Here is a 19417-nt window from a genome sequence, read left to right as displayed (position 1 = left end):
AGTTTTAGGGGTATTAGTCTATCCGAATATAAGTAAATTGGGTAAAAAACAAAAACACACAAACATTTGTTAATATTTGTGTGTTTTCAAAAATCTAAGTATTTGTCTACTAGTTTATTCTAGCCATGGTATCTTGTATGGTGGCATTGTTAACGGGGTTAACACGTGTTAATATAAAGTTCCCAAAATCGTCAAAAATTCCTGTTCCCTTAATACTGGTTGTGTTTATGGTATAGGTTTCGTTTGTTTTTTCTTGTTTTAGGGTTCCTACTAAATTGTTATTCACAAGAATGTTGTAGCTATTGTTTGTTGTTTTTACAAAAGCATATTTTTTGTTTTTAAATTCTAAGGTGAATTCAGGAGTATTATGGTTTGTAATTGTTTCTGTTTTTTTAACAACAGCCTTTGTAACTGCTTTTTTTACCACTGTTTCTTTTGGAATGTATTTGTGTTCAGAAATATTTTTGTCTTTTAACGCAGCACCTAAAGCTTCAAAATAACTAGATTGAAATTCTTTAATTCTACTCTTACCTTCTATACTTGTTAATATTTCTTTACCATAACAATCGTTAAAAATCAAAGTCATTTTGGTAGCCATAAATCCAGATTTATCAACATCAAGATGTAGAATGTCACAAGGATTTATTCCTTCTATAATTTCATCACCTTTGATAAAAGCTTTAAAATTATATTTGTTTAAAGTAGCTTGTAATACTTTATTAATGTTGTATTCATTTGGTTCGCTTTGAAAAGAAAACTGATTAGGAATAATAACGTATCCATAATCATTTAATTTATTTTGCGATTGTATGGAAAAGACCATACCTATAGTAAATAGTAAGAAAGCTAGTTTTTTCATAAGGGTTGTGTGGGTTCTTTTAATAGATGTTGAATATACTAAAAACGGATGAATGGAATAATTATTTCCCTGTCTTAATAATTCTATGAATAATTTTTTTAATTCCTGGAGATAAAGATTCTAGATAATGTTCTTGTGAAATAAACTCCAACTCACCATTTAGTTCTGGATATTTCTGATAGGTTTTGTGAATTTGTTTAAAAGCCATGTATCTTAACGCAGGTGCTTTGGCAATGTTTTCCCAAAGATTCATACAAATATCAAACAGCCTACCTTCTTGCTCCTCATCTAAGCTCATTTTATCTAAAATTTTTAAAATTTCTCGTTGATGGCCGTCTTTTTTTTGATCTATTGCTTTGATGAACTCATCTATGTAAGGATGTATTCTGTCATCGTCTTTTTTGGTACAATGTGTTAAAATCCAAGTAGCTCTCCAAGCGTGTGGTTGCTTGTTGCTTAAAGCTACTTGTATAGCTGCTGCATGCACTTCTGCTTGCTCCTTAAAGGTTTGAATTAAAAAATCTTTGTCTATTCTTTTATCCAGTATAAAATCTAAATCCATAATTTAAAAATACAAGAAAAACCACATAGATTTTAATAATGAAACGCTAATTTTAAAAGATGAAATTTACCTATATAGATAGTCTAGCTACCCAACACGAACTGCATTTTAAAGTATATGCTTATAGAAGTGTGATGGAGTTTATTGTAGCAGAAGGCTTGGAAGATTTTGGCGATTGTATGGGACGTGCCTGGTGTGGTACTTGCGCTGTAAAAGTAATTTCCGGAAATTTAGTAGCTGATAAAACTCAAGAAGAAAAGCTGTGTTTAACCTCTAATTTTTTAGACAAGAGCAAAAGATTAACCTGTCAGATTTCTTTAACCGCAGCTTTAGATGGGGCTGTTTTGCAATATGATACCGAAGATTTTGTTTAAGGTTTTATTCTATTAAATCAAATTCTAAAACGTCAAACTCTTTACCATTGGCAATAATGGCTATTTTGTGTTTTCCAAAATGATATTTTCTTGTAGAAATAGGTTTAAAATGTTGCTTTTTCTGAAGGATATGGGTACTATATTTGGGAAACTCTTTTTGACTAATTTGAAATATTTTCTTAGATAATGTTCCGTTGTTTTTAAGATAATAAACAGCATACTCTAAACGAATTAATAGAGGGTTTTTATGATTGTTTGTAATGTCAAAAGAAAAATACAAATCATCACCTAAGGTAACTTTGTTTGTGTTTATTTTAAAATTTTGAACATCAATTTCAGCGGTGTTTCCAAAACCAAAAACAGTTAATATTTTAGGTTCTGCTTGTTTTAATAAATTTCTATTGGCATGTTTTAAAATCCAATCGGTAGGTTCTGTTTCTCCAAAATGTTTTTCTGTAAAAGAAATTAGTAGGTCTTTGTGATCTTTAGAAATGTCATTTAAGTTGTTGGCAACGCTTTTTCTTACATACAATTCCTCATCATTTAGCAAGTTTTCTAAAATAGGAATAATGGGGCTAGGATCTTTTTTAAAATCGGGTAGTGCCATTGCCCAAGGCAAACGAGGCCTGCATCCTTCACTAGCTAATCTTCTTAAATGGAGATTGGTATGAAAACTCCACTCAGTCATTTTAGCCATTACATATTTAGGATTTTGTTTTATAAAAGGACGAATGGCAAATTCACAGCTAATAAAAGGAGTAATGGTTTCAAAACTAGTTACGCTTTCTACCAAATAATCCTGACCGTATATTTCTATATAATCAGGTAAAAACAAATATTCGTAACCGCCAGAAATTCCATGTTTTTGTAAAACAGGAATTAGTTGTTTTATTTCTTGAACGGCCTTTCTAAAATCAGGATTTAAAAAAGAATGCATGGTTTTGGCTATGTGGTGCATTCTTTCCTTTAGCTCGTGTTTTTCCCATTGAGCAGTAAAAATAAGCGATAAGAATTTTTCAGAATCGGTAGTTGGTTGTACTTCTTTAAAAGCTTTTAGAAAAGTGTTAAAAAATGTACGATTGTATGCGTTTTTTAGTGGCTCCATAAGTTCTATAAATTTAAAGAATGGAAATTAAAAACCTGTCAAATCAATTCTATATTTTTGTCAAATGCAATCACTTTTAATTATAGGTTACGTTTGGCCAGAACCTACGGCTACAGCAGCAGGTAGTAGAATGCTTCAAATTATAGCGCAATTTCAGAATTCTGGTTATCAGGTAACTTTTGTGAGTCCTGCGCAAAAACCAGACTCTGCTTATGATTTGTCAGCTATAGATGTGAATACGCAAGCTATTGCACTTAACCATTCTTCTTTTGATGGTTTTGTTGCGAATTTAAACCCGTCTATTGTATTGTTCGATCGTTTTATGATGGAAGAACAATTTGGTTGGCGAATAGAAAAAAACTGTCCCCAAGCGATTCGAATTTTAGATTCTGAGGATTTGCATTTTTTAAGAAAAGCAAGGCAACAAGCCATTAAAAAAAATGAGGCTTTACCTACAGAGCAACTTTGTACAGAAGATGCTAAAAGAGAAATTGCCAGTATTTTTAGATGTGATGCTACCTTTACGATTTCAGAATTTGAGCTCAATTATTTACAAGAAATTTACAAAGTACCTTCTTATTTATTGTGGTATTTCCCTTTTGTGGTAGAGGTAGACACCAGTCCAAAACCTGATTTTTTAGAAAGACAAGACTTTTTATTCGTTGGTAATTTTATTCACGCACCTAATTGGGATGCCGTTTTGCAATTAAAACAACATATTTGGCCAGCGATTCAAAAACAACTGCCCAAAGCTAACTTGCATATTTATGGAGGATATCCTTCAGAAAAAGTTTTTCAGTTGCATCAACCCAAAGAAGGTTTTTGGGTACACGGTAGGGCAGAAGATGTAAACAAAGTAATGCAGGAGGTAAAAGTTTGTTTGGCTCCTGTTCGGTTTGGTGCAGGGTTAAAAGGAAAAATTATAGATGCCATGCAAAACGATACTCCGTTTGTAACGAGTAAAATTGGTGCGGAAGGAATGTTTGGTACTGTAGATTTTAACCAAGCAATTTCTAATTCTGTAGAGCATTTTGTGGCAAAATCTGTGGCTATGTATACAGACGAGCAACTTTGGAAAAGTTATGTGTTAAAAGGGAAAGAAGTGTTGCGTACTAGATTCTCAAAAGAGAATTACACAGCTGTTTTTAAGGATCGATTGCAATATTTAATAGAGAATTTAGAGCAACAAAGAACCCAAAACTTTATAGGAGCCATGTTGCAACATCACACTTTAAAAAGTTCTATGTATCTATCTAAATGGATAGAAGAAAAAAACAAAAATTAAAATTTATAGGAGATTTGAATACTTCCGTATCGAATCCATTGGGTTGCAATTTGCACTGTTTTTTTGGTGTGAAAAACTTGATGGTAGCTAATGTTCCATTTTTTTAAGTTCCAATAGTAACCAATATCGGTATACCAAACCCAAGGTTCAATTGTAAACTCTTTTTGAGAGGGATTGTTCCATAATTCCCCTGTAATGGTTTTGTCACTTATTTGGTAGGTAACATAAGATTTTAATCCCCAGTAGCCTTCTTTAATCCACTCCTCGTTAGCATTTTGTAAAGCCGTTTCAAAAAAAGAAGTGTTGGCTATTGCTGTGGTTTTAGAATCTGTAGTATTGTATTTAAAGGCTATTCCCGATGAAACATTTGCAAAAATCGTATTTAGTGTAGTCTTATTTATAAACGATACCTGTGCTTTGCTTTCGGGTTTGTAAAATAAACTATATACGTAGTTGGCATGAATTCCTAAGCTTAAAATTTGTTTTACTTGGGTTTTCCAACCTTCCGATTCTTCAATATTATAGAATTGATGAATAAAGGTTTGAGCCTCTTTAGCTCCTGTTTTTTTTCCTGTATAACCTACATTTATTCCAATGGTTAATAGGTTTTTATTGTTTATAAATTGTTCTGCATAACGAGCATATACATAACCAGCATAAGGCCTATCTTGGTTGTAAACATTTGGTACATCAGATTCATAAGGATTGTACATTTTTTGACCTAACTGTAAGTGTTTGATTTTTTTGTAAAAGTTCCCGTATTTGGTACTTACTGCCTGTTTGTAAAACAATTCCAAACCATTGGTGTAATACTCATCAAGAAAAAAAGAGACGTATAAATCATTGTCAGAAATAAAACCAAATTCTTTGTCAGTTTTGTTTTGAGCTGTTGTATTGTATATGTTTAAAGTGATGATTAAGGTAGTTACTACTCTTAAAATTTTCATGAAATAAGGACTTTAAGTTGTCAAAAGTACAATTATTAAGCTTCTAAAACTATGTTAAAAGGAGTGGAATATGTATATTTACTTTGTCGCTAAAAAGACATAAATCTAAGAGATGAGTGAAAAAGAAAAGTTAACAATAGAAGATTTAGCTTCGGTTGTTTCAAGACAAGAATTGATAGAAAAATTAGAGCAGAAAAATATAGATGTTTCTGTAATTCTAAATAAAATAAAATACGAAGAAGAACTAAAGCTTTTGCAAATAGAGTTGGTAAAGCTTCAGCAGTGGGTTAAGAAAAATAACAAGCGTGTGGCTATTATTTTTGAAGGGAGAGATGCTGCCGGTAAAGGTGGATCTATCCGTAGATTTATGGAGCATTTAAATCCGCGTTCTACCAGATTAGTAGCCTTAAATAAGCCTACTGATATTGAAAAAGGGCAGTGGTATTTTATGCGCTATATTAAAGAATTACCTAACCCAGGAGAAATCGTTTTTTTTGATAGAAGTTGGTATAACAGAGCTGTAGTAGAGCCTGTGATGGGCTTTTGTTCCGATGAACAATACAAAACATTTATGGCTCAAGTACCCGAGTTTGAGCATATGCTTTATGAAGATGATTTGGTGATTATTAAATTTTGGCTATCTATCTCTAAGCATGAACAACTATCTCGTTTTGATTCAAGACAAGAGAATCCTCTAAAGAGATGGAAGTTTAGTCCTGTAGATAAAAAAGGGCAAGAATTGTGGGACAGGTATACCACTTTTAAAGAGCATATGTTTAGTAAAACTCATACGACCTATAGTCCTTGGGTAATTGTTAGAACCAATGATAAGCAAGAAGCTAGGTTAGAAAGTATCCGTTATGTATTGTCTAAGTTTGATTATGATGGAAAAGAGGAAGCAAAAGCAAATTTATTTCCAGATCCCAACGTAGTAATGCATTATTTTAGATCATCTTATCAAATAGACTAAGCACATGGAGAATTTAACAGAAAGAGATATTAAAAATCTTAATAGTAAAAAAGGTTTGCAAGCTTTGTTGTCTGATGAAGAAGTAAACGTTCAAAAAGCATTAAGAAGTGTTAATTATATTAAGAACTTAAAAAGATTACAGAACGAGCTCATTAAAATGCACGAAGAGGTTATTGAAAAAAACCAACGTGTAATTGTTGTTTTTGAAGGAAGAGATGCTGCTGGAAAAGGAGGGGCTATTCGTAGAATTACAGAAAGAATTAACCCTCGTCACTTTAGAATTGTAGCCTTACCAAAACCTACAGATGAAGAACGAACACAGTGGTATTTTCAGCGATATATTAATAAGTTTCCTAAAGCAGGAGAAATTGTTTTTTTTGACCGTAGTTGGTACAACCGTGCTGTGGTAGAACCTGTAAATGGTTTTTGTACGCAAGAAGAATACGTTCGTTTTATGAACAACGTAAACGATTTTGAACGTATGATTACTTCTTCAGGAATTAAGTTGGTTAAAATTTACATGTCTATTACCAAAGACGAACAGGCAAAACGTTTTGAAGAAATTAAAACGAATCCTTTAAAACAATGGAAAATAACTCCTGTAGATGAAAAAGCACAAGAGCTGTGGAATGAGTACACAAAGTACAAAACAGTAATGTTTACCAATACCAATACAGATTATGCACCCTGGAAAATAATCAAGGCCAACAAAAAAACGTTTGCAAGGGTAAATGCTATTAAATACTTATTGTCTAGAATTTCTTACGATAAGAATAGAAAAGTATAAACTTTATGGACGATTCACAATATCAAAAAATATCTAAAAAAAAGCCAACATATCCCATTCAGCCTTTTTTTAGCGAGTATTTATCTAATTACAACAGGAATGCTTTAATTCCTGTTTTTTATGAAGATTTGCTTCGCTTTTCGGGTGGAATAGAAGTGTATGATGAAAATGGTGATGATACCCTGTGGATTAGAGTTTATTATCCAGAACACGAAAGAACTCATATAGACAAAGACTTAAAAAAAGTATATTCTATTTTACATGGTGATGGTTCTGATACTTCGGTCCCCTTTTTAAATATAGATGCGGTTGATTATTGTACGTTTGGAAATTCAAAACCTTTTAGAATTAAGGTTAGAAATGTACTGAATGACAACTATACCTATATGTATATTAAAAAAGCAGATGCTTCTAGAGTATATGGTTTAGAGTTAGAGCATTTGTTATCTCCTAACAGGATTAATTTTTTAGTATACAAAGAAACCTTAATAGAAGATCATATTTCTGGAATTCCGGGAGATACTTTTATAGAAGCAGGATTAGAATCTTATTCTGTAAGAACACAAAAGCAAATTGCCAAAGAGTATGTAAAGTTTAACGAACGTTGTATTGTTCGTTTGTTAGGAGATATGAGGTCTTATAATTACGTAATTGTACCTACACATGATTTTGATCAGGTACGTTATAGAATTAGAGCCATAGATTTTGATCAACAATGTTACGAAGGACGATTAAAAGTATATATGCCTCAGTTTTTAAAAGAAAACAGTCAGTATGTAGAAATGGTTCATAACAATTTACGAGCAGAATCTATAGAACAATACAAGCAAGAGGAACGCTCTACCATTGCCAAACGTATTTTGTTAGGCAAGAAAAGAATTAAGGAGTTGATTAATTGTATGCTTCAAGATAAAATATCTCCAGATGAAAAGATTGTACAGTTAAAAAAAGATTTGTTTGATTACACGAAGGACCCCAAATTTAAAGAGTGTAACTCTATGGGAGAAATATTAGAAACCGCTTTTGATTTTGTGGTAAAACATTATCAAGATGTCAATGGTTTTAAGGTAGGAAGGTCCTAAAAAAAGCCGAGCAAATTTGCTCGGCTTTTTGGTTTTTATAGACTAGTAATATTAGTCATTATCGTTTACGTTGATACCTTCGTAAGCGTTCATTCCATGTTCGTGAATATCTAATCCTTCTACTTCTTCTTTTTCAGTTACACGTAAACCAATGGTTTTCTTAATTGCAAAAAGAATAATAAAAGAGGTAATTAAACAAGTAATACCTACAACCATTATACCATATGCTTGTATTCCTAATTGTGCAAAAGAACCTGTAGTAAATACTCCTTTATCACCTAAAACACCTACAGCTAAAGTACCTAATACACCACAAATTAAGTGTACACCAATAGCACCTACAGGGTCATCTAGTCTTAAACGATCAATAAATCCAACGGCAAATACAATTACAACTCCTGCAATAAACCCTATAATAATAGCATCCATTGGAGACATTACATCTGCTCCAGCAGTAATTCCAACTAGTCCCGCTAAAGAACCGTTAAAAGCCATGGTAATATCGTATGTTTTAAATTTAAAATAAGAAGTGATAAAAGCTGCAACTACACCAGATGCAGCAGCCAAAGAGGTGGTTACTAATACAAGAGAAACAACTCCAGGATCTGCAGATAATACGGAACCTCCGTTAAAACCAAACCATCCAAACCACAATAAGAAAACTCCTAAGGCAGCCAATGGCATGTTATGACCTTCAATAGGTTTGATCGTTCCATCAGATAAATATTTACCCAAACGAGGTCCTAATAAAATAACGGCAACTACAGCAGCCCATCCACCAACAGAGTGTACAAATGTAGATCCTGCAAAATCATGGAATCCCATGTTGGCAAGAAATCCACCTCCCCAACCCCAAGAACCAACTATAGGGTAGATGATCCCTACATATAGTAGAGAGAAAATTAAGAAAGAACCTAATTTAATTCTTTCGGCAACAGCACCAGAAACAATAGTTGCTGCAGTGGCAGCAAACATTCCTTGAAATAAAAAGTCTGTCCAATACGTAAAACTACCGTTGTAACCAGCAGTTAGCCCGTTTTCTGGAAGTGAAAGTCCAAAACCAGAGAAATTAAAAATAGAAAATTCTCCACCAGGATACATTAAGTTAAAACCGCAAATTGCATAGGTTAGTAAACCAATAGCAACAATCATAAAGTTTTTAAATAAGATGTTGATGGCATTTTTAGATCTAGCCAATCCTACTTCTAAAGCAGAAAAACCTAAATGCATAATAAATACCAATGCTATGGATATCATCATCCATAAATTATCAATCGTAAAGTTTAGTGTAGTTTCCATATGTTTATCTTAAAGTTTCTCCTCCTTTTTCACCTGTTCTAATTCTGTATGTTTCTTGTACATCGTATACAAAAATTTTCCCGTCACCCACTTCTCCAGTAGCCCCCGATTTTAAAATAGCATCAATGGTAGCTTGTTCGTAGTCATCATTAACAATAATAGATAAGAAACGTCTTTGAATATCAGCTGTACTAAAAGAGATTCCTCTGTAAACTTTACCAACTCTTTCGTTACCTAAGGCAGTTACATCCCAGTAAGAGAAAAAATTTACCCCTACATCATGTAAAGCTGTTTTTACATCAGAAAATTTTGATTTTCTAATGATTGCTTCGATTTTTTTCATTGTTTTAGTTTTATAATCAATCGCAAATATAATAGATATGAATCAAATAGCCTTTTAGTAACAAAAAAAATACGTAGTGAATTACAATTCACTACGTATTTTTACGAATTTATTTTTTAAGTATAGACTTATCTCAGTGTTTCACCACCTTTTTCACCAGTTCTAATTCGGTAAGTTTCTTCTACGTCATATACAAAAATTTTCCCATCACCCACTTCTCCAGTGGCACCCGATTTTAATATGGCAGCAATGGCAGCTTCTTCAAAATCGTCATTTACGATAATTGATAAAAATCTTCTTTGAATATCTGCAGTACTAAAAGAAATACCTCTGTATACTTTACCAACTCTTTCATTTCCTAATGCGGTAACATCCCAATAAGAGAAAAAGTTAACTCCAACATCGTGTAATGCTTCTTTTACTTCAGAAAATTTTGATTTTCTAATGATTGCTTCTATTTTTTTCATTTTGATACTATTTTACGTAAATAAATATACAATTTTTATGTTTAAAAAAACAGCCTAATTCTACAGTAGATTTAGGCTGTTTTTCATATAAACTTAAAACAAATTAATTAGTCGTTATAAACTCCAATTCCGTGTTCAGCTTTGTCTAATCCTTCAATTTCTTCTTTTTCAGAAACTCTAATTCCAATAGTAGCTTTTAAGATAGAGAATACTATGAAAGAGGTAACTAAAGCCCATCCAGCATATGCTAATGCTCCAATTGTTTGAACTCCTAATAAAGCAGCACCACCACCATTAATTAATCCACCTTCGGTAGCAAATACACCTACTAAAATAGTACCTAAAGTACCACAAACTCCGTGTACAGAAACAGCACCTACTGGATCATCAATTTTTAATTTTTCATCAATAAAAGTAATAGCAATTACAACTAATACACCTCCAATTAATCCCATGATTGCAGCAGAACCAGCAGAAACGTTGGCACATCCAGCAGTAATTGTTACCAATCCAGCTAAAGCTCCGTTTAATGTCATAGAAATATCTGGTTGTCCGTAACGTAACCAAGTGTAGAATAAGGCAGCAGCAGCACCACAAGCAGCAGCTAAGTTTGTGTTAATTAAAATGTTACCTACAGCAATTACATCTTCTTCAGAACCAAAAGCTAACTGAGAACCTCCGTTAAATCCAAACCATCCTAACCATAAGATCATTACACCTAAAGCACCATATACAATGTTGTGTCCTGGTATAGCTTGAGAAACACCATCTTTATATTTTCCAATTCTTGGTCCCACTAACATAGCTCCAATTAATGCAGCCCATCCTCCTACAGAGTGTACAATTGCAGATCCAGCAAAATCAATAAAACCTAATTGAGTTAACCATCCATCACCTTGCCATTGCCAGTGTCCTGAAATAGGGTATATAATAACTGTTACAATAAAAGAGAAGATAATGTAAGTAGTAAATTTAGTTCTACCTGCAACAGCTCCAGAAACAATAGTTGCAGCGGTAGCAGCAAATACAGTTTGAAAGAATAAGTTGTACATATCAGCACCTTCGCTGTAAAATAAAGAAGGAGTTCCAATAAAACCTCCAATTGACTCACCATACATTACTGTATATCCAATTGCCCAGAACCCAATAGAACCTACAATTAAGTCCATTAAGTTTTTCATAATAATGTTTCCTGCGTTCTTAGAACGAGTAAATCCAACTTCTACTAGGGTAAATCCAGCTTGCATAAAGAATACTAATATTCCCGATATAATTATCCACAAAGCTCCCATGATTGCACTTGTATCCATAATATTTAAATTTTAAAAGTTTTTAGTTTTAGTTTATTTTAATGTGTCTCCACCTTTTTCTCCAGTACGGATACGGTAAGTTTCTAATACGTTTGATACGATGATTTTTCCATCTCCAACTTCTCCAGTAGAAGCGGTTTTGATTAATGTATCTACAGTGATTTGTTCAAAATCATCGTTTACAATAATTGACAATTGACGTCTTTGGATATCGTTAGTACTAAAAGATACACCACGGTATACTTTTCCTACTTTTTCGTTCCCTAATCCAGTCACATCCCAGTAAGAGAAGAAGTTAACACCTACATCGTGTAAAGCTTCTTTCACCTCAGAAAACTTTGATTTTCTGATGATTGCTTCGATTTTTTTCATAATTGAAAGTTTAAATTTAGGTTGAATATATTTTTTGTTATCTGGCAAGATTCACACCTTGCCAGATGATTTGTTTAAACTTTTCTTAGATTAGAAAGAGTATACAGCAGCAACTGTGAATTGAGTTAAGCTATCTTCAACAGATCCTTCAATAATAGCATCATCAGAAGAGTCAACTCTTAAGTCAGCAATAACACTTAAGTTTTCAGTTAAAGCAGCGTTTGCAGTTAAAGTAATTGCAGTAACAGCTTCATCAGCATTAGCATCTCCGTTAAGAGCAAAGTATTCTGGACGTAATCCTAAAGAGAAAGAGTCTGTAATTGCTTGTTGTAAGTATAATGCAACACCTTGGTATCCTGATTTTGCATCTTCAGAAGTTGAATAAGCTGCGTTAATCCCTAAGTATGTAGATTCAGCTAAATCAAATCCTCCTGTATAGTCAATATATAATTGGTCAGTAGCACCAAATCCGTCAGCACCATAAGCAATGTTTAAGTATTGTCCTTTAAATCCAACTTGGAAACCTAACTGAGCAAATTCGTTACCGTATCCAGTTCCAAAATCACCATGTGGGTTTGTTACAGCTAACATGAAAGATAAATCTTCAGAAGCAGCGTAGTCTAATTTAGCACCAACGTGAGTAAATGGTCCAGCATTAAATAAGTAAGATACTGTATAGTTAAAGTTAGCAGCAGGAGAAATTACTTCGTATCCTAAGAACGTGTTAAATTGTCCAGCAGTAACGGTTAATTTATCATTAATACTGTAGTAAGCATACATTTGGTTTACAATACCACCGTATCCAGAAGCATCTGCCGATCTTGGTCCGTAAGCTAAATCAACAACAGCTCCAGCTTTTCCAGATTCGTATGCAAAAATTGTATTAGCCATACCTAATCCAAACATAGTAGCTGTTTCAGGAGTATCAACTAATAAACCAGGAGCACCAGGTCCATCAACTGTGTTTACTGTTCCGTAGAAATCTACTGTTCCTGAAACTGATAATTTTCCGTCTTGTGCAAAAGTTAACATACCTGTTAACATTAATGCTGATAAAATAATTTTTTTCATGATAAAGTTTTTTTATGTTTTTAAGTTTTATCTGAGACAAAGCTACGTATTAATACGTATGCTACAAGAAAAAAGTACCTGCTTTTTCGCAGTTTTATACGTATTCCCAGTGTTTACTAACTAAGTAGCCTAAAAAAAAAGTTGTTTTTTTCTTGTTTTATGATACTGTTGTATATACATTTGTTGTAGTAACAACTGTAAAAACTGTCAAAAACGTGGAAAACCTGAGTAATGTAGCTGTCATAAATCTTATTGTTTCGGGGAATTATGTCGTAGAACAAATCAATAGTTTTATGAAAACATACGACCTTACCGTACAGCAGTATAATATTTTACGTATACTGAGGGGGCAAGATGGACTACCTATAAACTTATACGTACTACAAGAACATATGATTCATAAAATGAGTAATACGACCAGGTTGGTAGAAAAACTTAGAAAAAAAGGATTATTAGAGCGTAAGACTTGTGAAGAAAACCGACGAAAGATTGAGATTTTTATTACAGATAGAGGTTTAGGGCTCTTAGCAGGAATAGATCAAGCTTTGGTAGATTATGAAAAAGGCTTAACTTCTAATTTAACTGAAGAAGAGTTAATACAATTAATAGAATTATTAAAAAAAGTAAAACAATAAACATCAATTAACAACAAAAATCAAAACAAAATGAAAGCAACAAGTATCAAATCAGGAATTTTAGCAGTTTTAGCTGTATTTACAATGTCTTTAACTGCACATGCAGGAAAAAAGCCAATTGACGTAAAAAAGAGTACTATTAAATGGGTAGGAAAAAAAGTAACAGGGCAACACAACGGAACCATAGCTTTTAAAAGTGGTGAGGTTGTTTTAAAAGAAGGTAAGTTAGTAGGAGGTACGTTTGTAGTTGATATGAGTACCATTAATACCTTAGATTTAACAGGAGATTACAAAAACAAATTAGATGGACACTTAAAATCTGATGACTTTTTTGGAGTTGCAAGTCACCCAACAGCAACTTTTGTTATTACAAGTGTAGATGGAAATACGGTAAAAGGAGACTTAACAATTAAAGGTCACACAGAAAAGCAAGCGTTTACTTTGGTTAAAAAAGGAAAAGTTATTTCTGGAGATGTAAGTGTAGACAGAACTAAGTTTGATATTCGTTATGGATCTAAGTCATTTTTTGACAATTTAAAAGACAAAGCAATTAACGATGAGTTTGAATTAGCAATTCACATTGTATTTTAATTAAAAAATTACTTTGTAGTTAAAACTAAAAGCTTGATAGCTAACAACTATCAGGCTTTTGTGTATATAATTATTTGTAGGTATATATAAAGACCGCGATATTTAGTAAATTCGCAGAAGAAACAAATACGAATACATGTCTAAATTTGAATTAAGATTACCTAAAATGGGGGAAAGTGTAGCTGAGGCTACGATAACTTCTTGGTTAAAAGAGGTAGGAGATACTATTGAGATGGATGAATCTGTTGTAGAAATTGCTACGGATAAAGTAGATTCAGACGTTCCTTGTGATGTATCAGGTATTTTGTTAGAAAAAATATATCAAGAAGGAGATATTGTTAAAGTAGGGCAAGTTTTAGCCATTATAGAAACAGATGAAAATGTTGATAATGCTACTTTGGCTACAGAAGATACCGTTGAAGAAGTACCTAATGAGGTAGAGGAGGTTGTGGCTACGGTAGAAGCTGAGGTTCATCAGGTAATACAAAATGTATCTACTGCTAAAAAACAGGCTATTACTAACACAGAAGGTAACTTTTACTCTCCGTTGGTTAAAAAAATAGCTGCTACAGAAGGAATTTCTCAAGAAGAATTAGATGCTATTAAAGGGTCTGGTTTGGATGGAAGAGTTACCAAAGAAGATATTTTGGACTATGTAAAACACAGATCCAAAGAAGTTGCTGTGGCAAAACCTGTTGCTAAAACAGAACACACAAAACAAGTACAAGAAAAAACAATTGCTATTGATCAAAAAGCAATTACACATACTTTAGAAGTTCATGCAGGAGATGAATTGGTTACCTTATCTAGAATGGGGAAATTAATTTCGGATCATATGGTACACTCTAAGCATAAAGCTGCGCATGTACAATCTTTTATAGAAGTTGATGTGACTAATATTGTAAAGTGGAGAGATAAAGTAAAAGATGCTTTCTTAAAAAGAGAAGGAGAAAAATTAACGTATACTCCTATTTTTATGATGGCTGTGGCTCAGGCTTTAAAAAAATATCCATTGGTAAACATTGCCTATGATGGAGTTGATAAAGTTGTGGTTAAAAAAGCCATTAATTTAGGAATGGCTTCTGCTTTGCCTGATGGAAATTTAATAGTACCTGTTATTAAAAATGCAGAGCATTTAAATTTAGTGGGTATGACGAAATGCGTAAACGATTTGGCAGTACGTTCTAAGTCTAATAACTTAAAACCAGATGATATTAAAGGAGGAACCTATACCGTTACTAATATTGGTGGTTTTGGTTCTGTATTTGGAACCCCTATTATCAATCAACCAGAGTGTGCTATTTTAGCATTAGGAGCTATTAGAAAAATGCCATCGGTTATAGAAACTCCAGAAGGGGACTTTATAGGAATCCGTCAGAAAATGTATATTTCTCATTCTTACGATCACCGTGTTATTAATGGTGCTATGGGAGGAATGTTTATTAAAGAAATTAAAGATATTTTAGAAGCTTGGGATGTAAACAGAGAAATCTAAACCTCAACTTTATAGCCTAAAAAAAAATGCCTCTTAGTAAATACTAAGAGGCATTTTTGTATTCAGCTAGTATATGTTATTCATCCTTTGCAAATACTTCCGTTAAAATATCTAAAGAACTCATGTTGGGCTCTTGAATTCTAAGTAAGTTACTAACTGTAGGAGCAATTTGTGTAATGTTTACCGATTTTCTAACCACTTTTCCTTTGGCAATGTTACCTCCATAAAATAGAATAGGCACATGCGTATCGTAATTGTAACCCGTACCGTGTGTAGTTCCACCTTTTACATAGTTTTCTCCAATAATTGTAGGTTCTAAGGTAAATAATACATCTCCAGATAGTTTTTGATTGTATCCTTCTTGAAGTAGACTTAAAGGAGCTTTGGTAAACTCAGTTCTTTGTAATGTATGTGCAGAAACAGCTTTGTGGATATCTTTGTAATTGATTAAAACTTCAATCAATTCATTTTCTAAAGTTTCTATATCTAAGCTTAAAGATGAAATTTCTTTACGATTTAAGAAAACCTGATTGTTAGAAATATTCTCAATCAATTTGGTTGATTTGTACTTTTTAAACGTAAAATCCATCAATTTTTGATATAATTTTTTGTTAGAAAAATAACCTCCAGGAGCCTTGTGATCTATTAAGTAATGAGGAATTTGTACTACTGCGTGATCGGCAGTTAAGAACAATACATAATTATCATTCCCCACTTTACGATTTAAAAAATCTATAAAATCATCTAAATCATCATTTAAACGCAAGTAAGTATCTTGAATTTCTAAAGAAGCAGGACCGTATTTATGACCAATATAATCGGTACTAGATAAACTAACCGCTAAAAAGTCTGAATAAGTTTTGTCTTTCCCTAATTTTTCGTTTTTAATAATTTGCTTGGCAAAATCTAAGGTAATGCTGTTTCCAAACGGAGTTGTTTTTAACAAACTGTAGTTTCCATTTTTTTCTTTAAGATGAGGTAAGTTGTGAGGAAACACAGGTTTGTCTTCCTCTTTAAAAGTTCCTTCAAAATAATGATTGTCTGTAGTACACTCTGTATACTCTTCTAATTTTTCTTTAGTAACCCATGGAGATGCTAAATATTCATCTAATTTTAACTTATTTTCGGTGTTGTACAAGCTAACCCAATTAGGTAGTTTATCTGTGTAAAAAGAACTCGTTACCCATTTTCCGTTTTTACCCCCATCAAACCAATAAGCAACATCAGCAGTGTGACCAACAGGTAAAATAGCAGATCTATCTTTAATAGCAATTCCTATAGATTTTCCTTTAAAGTCTTGAGAAACTTTTAATTGATCTGCAATGGTAGAAGCAATTAATCTATAAGGAGATTTTTCTCCCTCTTTAGAAGTAGACCCTACAGTTTTGTAGTTGTGATCATCTACTACATAAATAGATTTTTTCTCAAATTTATCGTACCAGTTGTTGCTAATAATTCCATGGTTTTTTGGAGTAGTTCCTGTGTATACAGAAGTATGTCCTACGGCAGTATAGGTTGGTATGTAATTATAGTGTCCGTTTTCGTAGGTAGTTCCGTCAGCAATTAGTTTGTTAAAACCTTTAGAACCAAATTTATCTTTAAAACGTAATAAATAATCGTATCTCATTTGATCTACAACAATCCCAACAACTAGTTTTGGTTTTTTTTGAGCATTTGCAACAAATAGACTGCATAGCAAAACAATACTCATTATTTTTTTCATGGTAATATATGGTTTGAATTTTATCGGACTAAAAGTAATTAGAATTCACTACTTAATTGTTAAGGAATTGATATTTTAGCTAAAAATCTAAAGAATGAGTTATATAAATAGTATTGGGGCTTATGTAATTATGCTAAAAAGCGTTTTTAGAAGACCACAAAACGGAAAAATTTTTAGAGAAGCTGTATTTAGAGAAATTGACGATTTGGGAGTAAAGTCTATTGGTATTGTTGCTTTTATATCCGTTTTTATAGGTGGAGTAGTGGCAATTCAAACAGCCTTAAACCTAGAAGACCCTATTATACCTAAAGATTTAATTGGTTTTGCGACCAAAAGATCTATGATTTTAGAGTTTTCATCAACCTTTATTATGGTTATTCTAGCGGGTAAAGTAGGTTCTTATATTACCTCTAGTATTGGAACCATGCGTGTTACAGAGCAAATTGATGCTTTAGAAGTAATGGGGATTAATTCTTTAAATTATTTAGTTTTACCTAAAATTATAGCTACGGTTTTGTTTTACCCATTTGTGGTGTTATTAGCCATGACTTTAGGGATTTTAGGAGGTTGGATAGCAGGTGTGGCAACCGGTTTGTTTGAACAGCAAGATTATATTACAGGAATTAGAATGGATTTTAAACCCTCTTTGATAGTCTATAGCTTGATAAAATCTACCGTATTTGCCTTTTTAATTGCTACGGTACCCTCTTATTTTGGCTATTATGTAAAAGGAGGTTCGTTAGAAGTGGGAAGCGCAAGTACCAAAGCAGTGGTTTGGACCATTGTAACCATTATTATTACCAACTATTTTTTAACCCAAATGTTGTTAAGCTAAGCTGTTATGATAGAAATTAAAGGAATAGAAAAAGGGTTTGGAGGAACACCTGTATTAAAAGGAATTAATGCGGTTTTTGAACCCTCTAAAACAAGTTTGATAATTGGACAAAGTGGATCGGGTAAAACGGTGTTTTTAAAAACCATGTTAGGTTTGCATATACCAGATAAAGGAACTATTTCCTTTAATGGAACGACTACTGAGTCTATGTCTGCGGATGAGAAAAGACAATTAAAACAAGATATAGGAATGGTTTTTCAGGGTTCTGCCTTGTTTGACTCTATGACTGTAGAGGAAAATGTAATGTTTCCTTTAAAAATGTTTACCAAGCAATCTACAGAAGAGATGTTAGAAAGGGTGGACTTTGTTTTAAAAAGAGTAAACCTAGTGAACAGCAATCATAAGTTTCCTGCTGAGTTGTCTGGAGGAATGCAAAAGCGTGTGGCTATTGCAAGAGCCATTGTCACCAAACCTAAATATTTGTTTTGTGATGAGCCTAATTCTGGTTTGGATCCCAAAACAGCCATTGTGATAGATAATTTGATCCAAGAAATTACAGATGAATATGAGATTACAACGGTTATAAATACCCATGATATGAACTCTGTGATGGAAATTGGAGAAAAAATTATTTTTTTAAAGGATGGTTTAAAAGAGTGGGAAGGGACCAGTAATGATATATTCAAAACTGATAATGAAGCAGTTGTGGATTTTGTGTACAGCTCCAATTTATTTAAGAAAGTAAGAAAGGTATATTTAGATGAATAAAATCTAAAAAATGTTTTGTGTAACTGTATAAAAGTACTATATTTGCACCCGCAATAACGAGTGGTATTCATGACCTGGTAGCTCAGTTGGTAGAGCATCTCCCTTTTAAGGAGAGGGTCCTGGGTTCGAGCCCCAGCCCGGTCACAAATTTAAAACATAACACACGTTATTTGCATGGTGAGATACTCAAGTGGCCAACGAGGGCGGACTGTAAATCCGCTGACTATGTCTTCGAAGGTTCGAATCCTTCTCTCACCACGGACGACCTGGTAGCTCAGTTGGTAGAGCATCTCCCTTTTAAGGAGAGGGTCCTGGGTTCGAGCCCCAGCCCGGTCACAAAAAGCTTCCCTAAAAGGGAAGCTTTTTTTATTTAAAAGAGAAATTAAAATTTACAAATAGCTTTTATAAAGTAGTCTTTCTAGATATAAATAAAGCCTAACTATGGATCATACCTAAAAGTTGTGTTTTAGGCAAAAATATTAGTCAATCTAAAGAGGAAGAATTCAACGTTTTTAACACCTCTGAACTGAGCTCTAA

Annotated in this window: 21 protein-coding genes and 3 tRNA genes; 13 read left to right on the top strand and 11 right to left on the bottom strand. The window is 33.0% G+C overall.

What is annotated here, in order from left to right; all coding sequences use genetic code 11:
- Positions 1-109: 109 nt before the first annotated feature.
- The gene (locus tag GGR97_RS06075) at positions 110-859 is read right to left on the bottom strand and encodes a hypothetical protein (RefSeq protein ID WP_167897636.1); all 750 of its coding nucleotides are present in this window, start codon (positions 857-859) and stop codon (positions 110-112) included.
- 61 nt (positions 860-920) lie between these two features.
- Positions 921-1421, bottom strand: a complete 501-nt coding sequence (locus GGR97_RS06070; RefSeq protein ID WP_167897635.1) for a hypothetical protein — start codon at positions 1419-1421, stop codon at positions 921-923.
- 59 nt (positions 1422-1480) lie between these two features.
- Here GGR97_RS06070 and GGR97_RS06065 point away from each other — a divergent pair, with 59 nt between their 5' ends.
- A complete protein-coding gene (locus GGR97_RS06065; RefSeq protein ID WP_167897634.1) occupies positions 1481-1795 on the top strand; it encodes a 2Fe-2S iron-sulfur cluster-binding protein in 315 nt (104 codons plus the stop codon).
- A 4-nt stretch (positions 1796-1799) separates the two neighbouring features.
- On the opposite strand, the gene GGR97_RS06060 is transcribed toward GGR97_RS06065, so the two are convergent.
- Positions 1800-2900 (bottom strand): DNA alkylation repair protein, encoded by a 1101-nt coding sequence (locus GGR97_RS06060; RefSeq protein ID WP_167897633.1) that lies wholly within the window; start codon positions 2898-2900, stop codon positions 1800-1802.
- A 64-nt stretch (positions 2901-2964) separates the two neighbouring features.
- Here GGR97_RS06060 and GGR97_RS06055 point away from each other — a divergent pair, with 64 nt between their 5' ends.
- Positions 2965-4185 carry a glycosyltransferase gene (locus GGR97_RS06055; protein WP_167897632.1) on the top strand — a complete coding sequence of 407 codons (1221 nt, stop codon included), beginning with the start codon at positions 2965-2967 and terminating at the stop codon, positions 4183-4185.
- Here the strand turns inward: GGR97_RS06055 and GGR97_RS06050 are convergent.
- A complete protein-coding gene (locus tag GGR97_RS06050; RefSeq protein ID WP_167897631.1) occupies positions 4182-5132 on the bottom strand; it encodes a lipid A-modifier LpxR family protein in 951 nt (316 codons plus the stop codon). The two genes, GGR97_RS06055 and GGR97_RS06050, sit on opposite strands and share 4 nt — an antisense overlap.
- Before the next feature lie 112 nt (positions 5133-5244).
- Between GGR97_RS06050 and ppk2 (GGR97_RS06045) the strand changes: the two genes are divergently transcribed.
- From ppk2 (GGR97_RS06045) to GGR97_RS06035, 3 genes are read left to right on the top strand one after another with little or no spacing between them, the layout of a single operon-like run.
- Positions 5245-6102 (top strand): polyphosphate kinase 2, encoded by an 858-nt coding sequence (gene ppk2, locus GGR97_RS06045; RefSeq protein ID WP_167897630.1) that lies wholly within the window; start codon positions 5245-5247, stop codon positions 6100-6102.
- A 4-nt stretch (positions 6103-6106) separates the two neighbouring features.
- Entirely contained in the window at positions 6107-6889 is a 783-nt protein-coding gene (gene ppk2 / locus GGR97_RS06040) for a polyphosphate kinase 2 (RefSeq protein ID WP_167897629.1), read from the top strand.
- Between the two features lie 5 nt (positions 6890-6894).
- On the top strand, positions 6895-7971 hold the full coding sequence (locus GGR97_RS06035; protein WP_167897628.1) for a hypothetical protein: 1077 nt from the start codon (positions 6895-6897) through the stop codon (positions 7969-7971).
- A 51-nt stretch (positions 7972-8022) separates the two neighbouring features.
- On the opposite strand, the gene GGR97_RS06030 is transcribed toward GGR97_RS06035, so the two are convergent.
- The 6 genes from GGR97_RS06030 to GGR97_RS06005 all read right to left on the bottom strand — a co-directional run bounded on the left by GGR97_RS06030 (position 8023) and on the right by GGR97_RS06005 (position 12833).
- On the bottom strand, positions 8023-9270 hold the full coding sequence (locus GGR97_RS06030; protein ID WP_167897627.1) for an ammonium transporter: 1248 nt from the start codon (positions 9268-9270) through the stop codon (positions 8023-8025).
- Positions 9271-9274: 4 nt separating this feature from the next.
- Positions 9275-9613: a P-II family nitrogen regulator gene (locus tag GGR97_RS06025; RefSeq protein ID WP_167897626.1), complete on the bottom strand. Its 339-nt coding sequence runs from the start codon at positions 9611-9613 to the stop codon at positions 9275-9277.
- A gap of 128 nt (positions 9614-9741) precedes the next feature.
- Complete coding sequence (locus GGR97_RS06020) at positions 9742-10080, bottom strand: P-II family nitrogen regulator (protein ID WP_167897625.1); 339 nt, start codon at positions 10078-10080, stop codon at positions 9742-9744.
- A gap of 107 nt (positions 10081-10187) precedes the next feature.
- A complete protein-coding gene (locus GGR97_RS06015; RefSeq protein WP_167897624.1) occupies positions 10188-11390 on the bottom strand; it encodes an ammonium transporter in 1203 nt (400 codons plus the stop codon).
- A gap of 33 nt (positions 11391-11423) precedes the next feature.
- Positions 11424-11762 carry a P-II family nitrogen regulator gene (locus GGR97_RS06010; RefSeq protein ID WP_167897623.1) on the bottom strand — a complete coding sequence of 113 codons (339 nt, stop codon included), beginning with the start codon at positions 11760-11762 and terminating at the stop codon, positions 11424-11426.
- 90 nt (positions 11763-11852) lie between these two features.
- Complete coding sequence (locus tag GGR97_RS06005; protein ID WP_167897622.1) at positions 11853-12833, bottom strand: outer membrane beta-barrel protein; 981 nt, start codon at positions 12831-12833, stop codon at positions 11853-11855.
- Between the two features lie 293 nt (positions 12834-13126).
- On the opposite strand from GGR97_RS06005, the gene GGR97_RS06000 reads away from it, so the two are divergent.
- The 3 genes from GGR97_RS06000 (at position 13127) to GGR97_RS05990 (ending at position 15554) form a co-directional block, all read left to right on the top strand.
- Positions 13127-13468, top strand: coding sequence for a MarR family winged helix-turn-helix transcriptional regulator (locus tag GGR97_RS06000; protein ID WP_209272327.1), 342 nt, complete (start codon positions 13127-13129; stop codon positions 13466-13468).
- A gap of 30 nt (positions 13469-13498) precedes the next feature.
- On the top strand, positions 13499-14059 hold the full coding sequence (locus GGR97_RS05995) for a YceI family protein (protein ID WP_167897620.1): 561 nt from the start codon (positions 13499-13501) through the stop codon (positions 14057-14059).
- Positions 14060-14195: 136 nt separating this feature from the next.
- Positions 14196-15554 (top strand): dihydrolipoamide acetyltransferase family protein, encoded by a 1359-nt coding sequence (locus GGR97_RS05990; RefSeq protein ID WP_167897619.1) that lies wholly within the window; start codon positions 14196-14198, stop codon positions 15552-15554.
- A 76-nt stretch (positions 15555-15630) separates the two neighbouring features.
- Here GGR97_RS05990 and pafA read toward each other — a convergent pair whose 3' ends face one another.
- Complete coding sequence (pafA, locus tag GGR97_RS05985; RefSeq protein WP_167897618.1) at positions 15631-17277, bottom strand: alkaline phosphatase PafA; 1647 nt, start codon at positions 17275-17277, stop codon at positions 15631-15633.
- 94 nt (positions 17278-17371) lie between these two features.
- Here pafA and GGR97_RS05980 point away from each other — a divergent pair, with 94 nt between their 5' ends.
- The 5 genes from GGR97_RS05980 (at position 17372) to GGR97_RS05960 (ending at position 19216) form a co-directional block, all read left to right on the top strand.
- Complete coding sequence (locus GGR97_RS05980) at positions 17372-18112, top strand: MlaE family ABC transporter permease (RefSeq protein WP_167897617.1); 741 nt, start codon at positions 17372-17374, stop codon at positions 18110-18112.
- A gap of 6 nt (positions 18113-18118) precedes the next feature.
- Positions 18119-18880 carry an ABC transporter ATP-binding protein gene (locus tag GGR97_RS05975; RefSeq protein ID WP_167897616.1) on the top strand — a complete coding sequence of 254 codons (762 nt, stop codon included), beginning with the start codon at positions 18119-18121 and terminating at the stop codon, positions 18878-18880.
- A gap of 71 nt (positions 18881-18951) precedes the next feature.
- Positions 18952-19024: transfer RNA gene (locus tag GGR97_RS05970), tRNA-Lys, on the top strand.
- A 32-nt stretch (positions 19025-19056) separates the two neighbouring features.
- Positions 19057-19138, top strand: a tRNA-Tyr gene (locus GGR97_RS05965).
- A 5-nt stretch (positions 19139-19143) separates the two neighbouring features.
- A tRNA-Lys gene (locus GGR97_RS05960) sits at positions 19144-19216 on the top strand.
- The last annotated feature ends 201 nt before the right edge of the window (positions 19217-19417 follow it).

Origin of the sequence: Wenyingzhuangia aestuarii, assembly GCF_011927765.1 — a bacterium.
Taxonomy (GTDB): Bacteria; Bacteroidota; Bacteroidia; order Flavobacteriales; family Flavobacteriaceae; genus Wenyingzhuangia; species Wenyingzhuangia aestuarii.
This window is presented reverse-complemented; position numbering and strand designations above follow the sequence as displayed.

Bases quoted from the DNA above. Each gene is read 5' to 3' on its own strand.
- GGR97_RS06075 (WP_167897636.1), bottom strand. From the start codon at position 859: ATGAAAAAACTAGCTTTCTTACTATTTACTATAGGTATGGTCTTTTCC.
- GGR97_RS06070 (WP_167897635.1), bottom strand. From the start codon at position 1,421: ATGGATTTAGATTTTATACTGGATAAAAGAATAGACAAAGATTTTTTA.
- GGR97_RS06065 (WP_167897634.1), top strand. From the start codon at position 1,481: ATGAAATTTACCTATATAGATAGTCTAGCTACCCAACACGAACTGCAT.
- GGR97_RS06060 (WP_167897633.1), bottom strand. From the start codon at position 2,900: ATGGAGCCACTAAAAAACGCATACAATCGTACATTTTTTAACACTTTT.
- GGR97_RS06055 (WP_167897632.1), top strand. From the start codon at position 2,965: ATGCAATCACTTTTAATTATAGGTTACGTTTGGCCAGAACCTACGGCT.
- GGR97_RS06050 (WP_167897631.1), bottom strand. From the start codon at position 5,132: ATGAAAATTTTAAGAGTAGTAACTACCTTAATCATCACTTTAAACATA.
- ppk2 (WP_167897630.1), top strand. From the start codon at position 5,245: ATGAGTGAAAAAGAAAAGTTAACAATAGAAGATTTAGCTTCGGTTGTT.
- ppk2 (WP_167897629.1), top strand. From the start codon at position 6,107: ATGGAGAATTTAACAGAAAGAGATATTAAAAATCTTAATAGTAAAAAA.
- GGR97_RS06035 (WP_167897628.1), top strand. From the start codon at position 6,895: ATGGACGATTCACAATATCAAAAAATATCTAAAAAAAAGCCAACATAT.
- GGR97_RS06030 (WP_167897627.1), bottom strand. From the start codon at position 9,270: ATGGAAACTACACTAAACTTTACGATTGATAATTTATGGATGATGATA.
- GGR97_RS06025 (WP_167897626.1), bottom strand. From the start codon at position 9,613: ATGAAAAAAATCGAAGCAATCATTAGAAAATCAAAATTTTCTGATGTA.
- GGR97_RS06020 (WP_167897625.1), bottom strand. From the start codon at position 10,080: ATGAAAAAAATAGAAGCAATCATTAGAAAATCAAAATTTTCTGAAGTA.
- GGR97_RS06015 (WP_167897624.1), bottom strand. From the start codon at position 11,390: ATGGATACAAGTGCAATCATGGGAGCTTTGTGGATAATTATATCGGGA.
- GGR97_RS06010 (WP_167897623.1), bottom strand. From the start codon at position 11,762: ATGAAAAAAATCGAAGCAATCATCAGAAAATCAAAGTTTTCTGAGGTG.
- GGR97_RS06005 (WP_167897622.1), bottom strand. From the start codon at position 12,833: ATGAAAAAAATTATTTTATCAGCATTAATGTTAACAGGTATGTTAACT.
- GGR97_RS06000 (WP_209272327.1), top strand. From the start codon at position 13,127: ATGAAAACATACGACCTTACCGTACAGCAGTATAATATTTTACGTATA.
- GGR97_RS05995 (WP_167897620.1), top strand. From the start codon at position 13,499: ATGAAAGCAACAAGTATCAAATCAGGAATTTTAGCAGTTTTAGCTGTA.
- GGR97_RS05990 (WP_167897619.1), top strand. From the start codon at position 14,196: ATGTCTAAATTTGAATTAAGATTACCTAAAATGGGGGAAAGTGTAGCT.
- pafA (WP_167897618.1), bottom strand. From the start codon at position 17,277: ATGAAAAAAATAATGAGTATTGTTTTGCTATGCAGTCTATTTGTTGCA.
- GGR97_RS05980 (WP_167897617.1), top strand. From the start codon at position 17,372: ATGAGTTATATAAATAGTATTGGGGCTTATGTAATTATGCTAAAAAGC.
- GGR97_RS05975 (WP_167897616.1), top strand. From the start codon at position 18,119: ATGATAGAAATTAAAGGAATAGAAAAAGGGTTTGGAGGAACACCTGTA.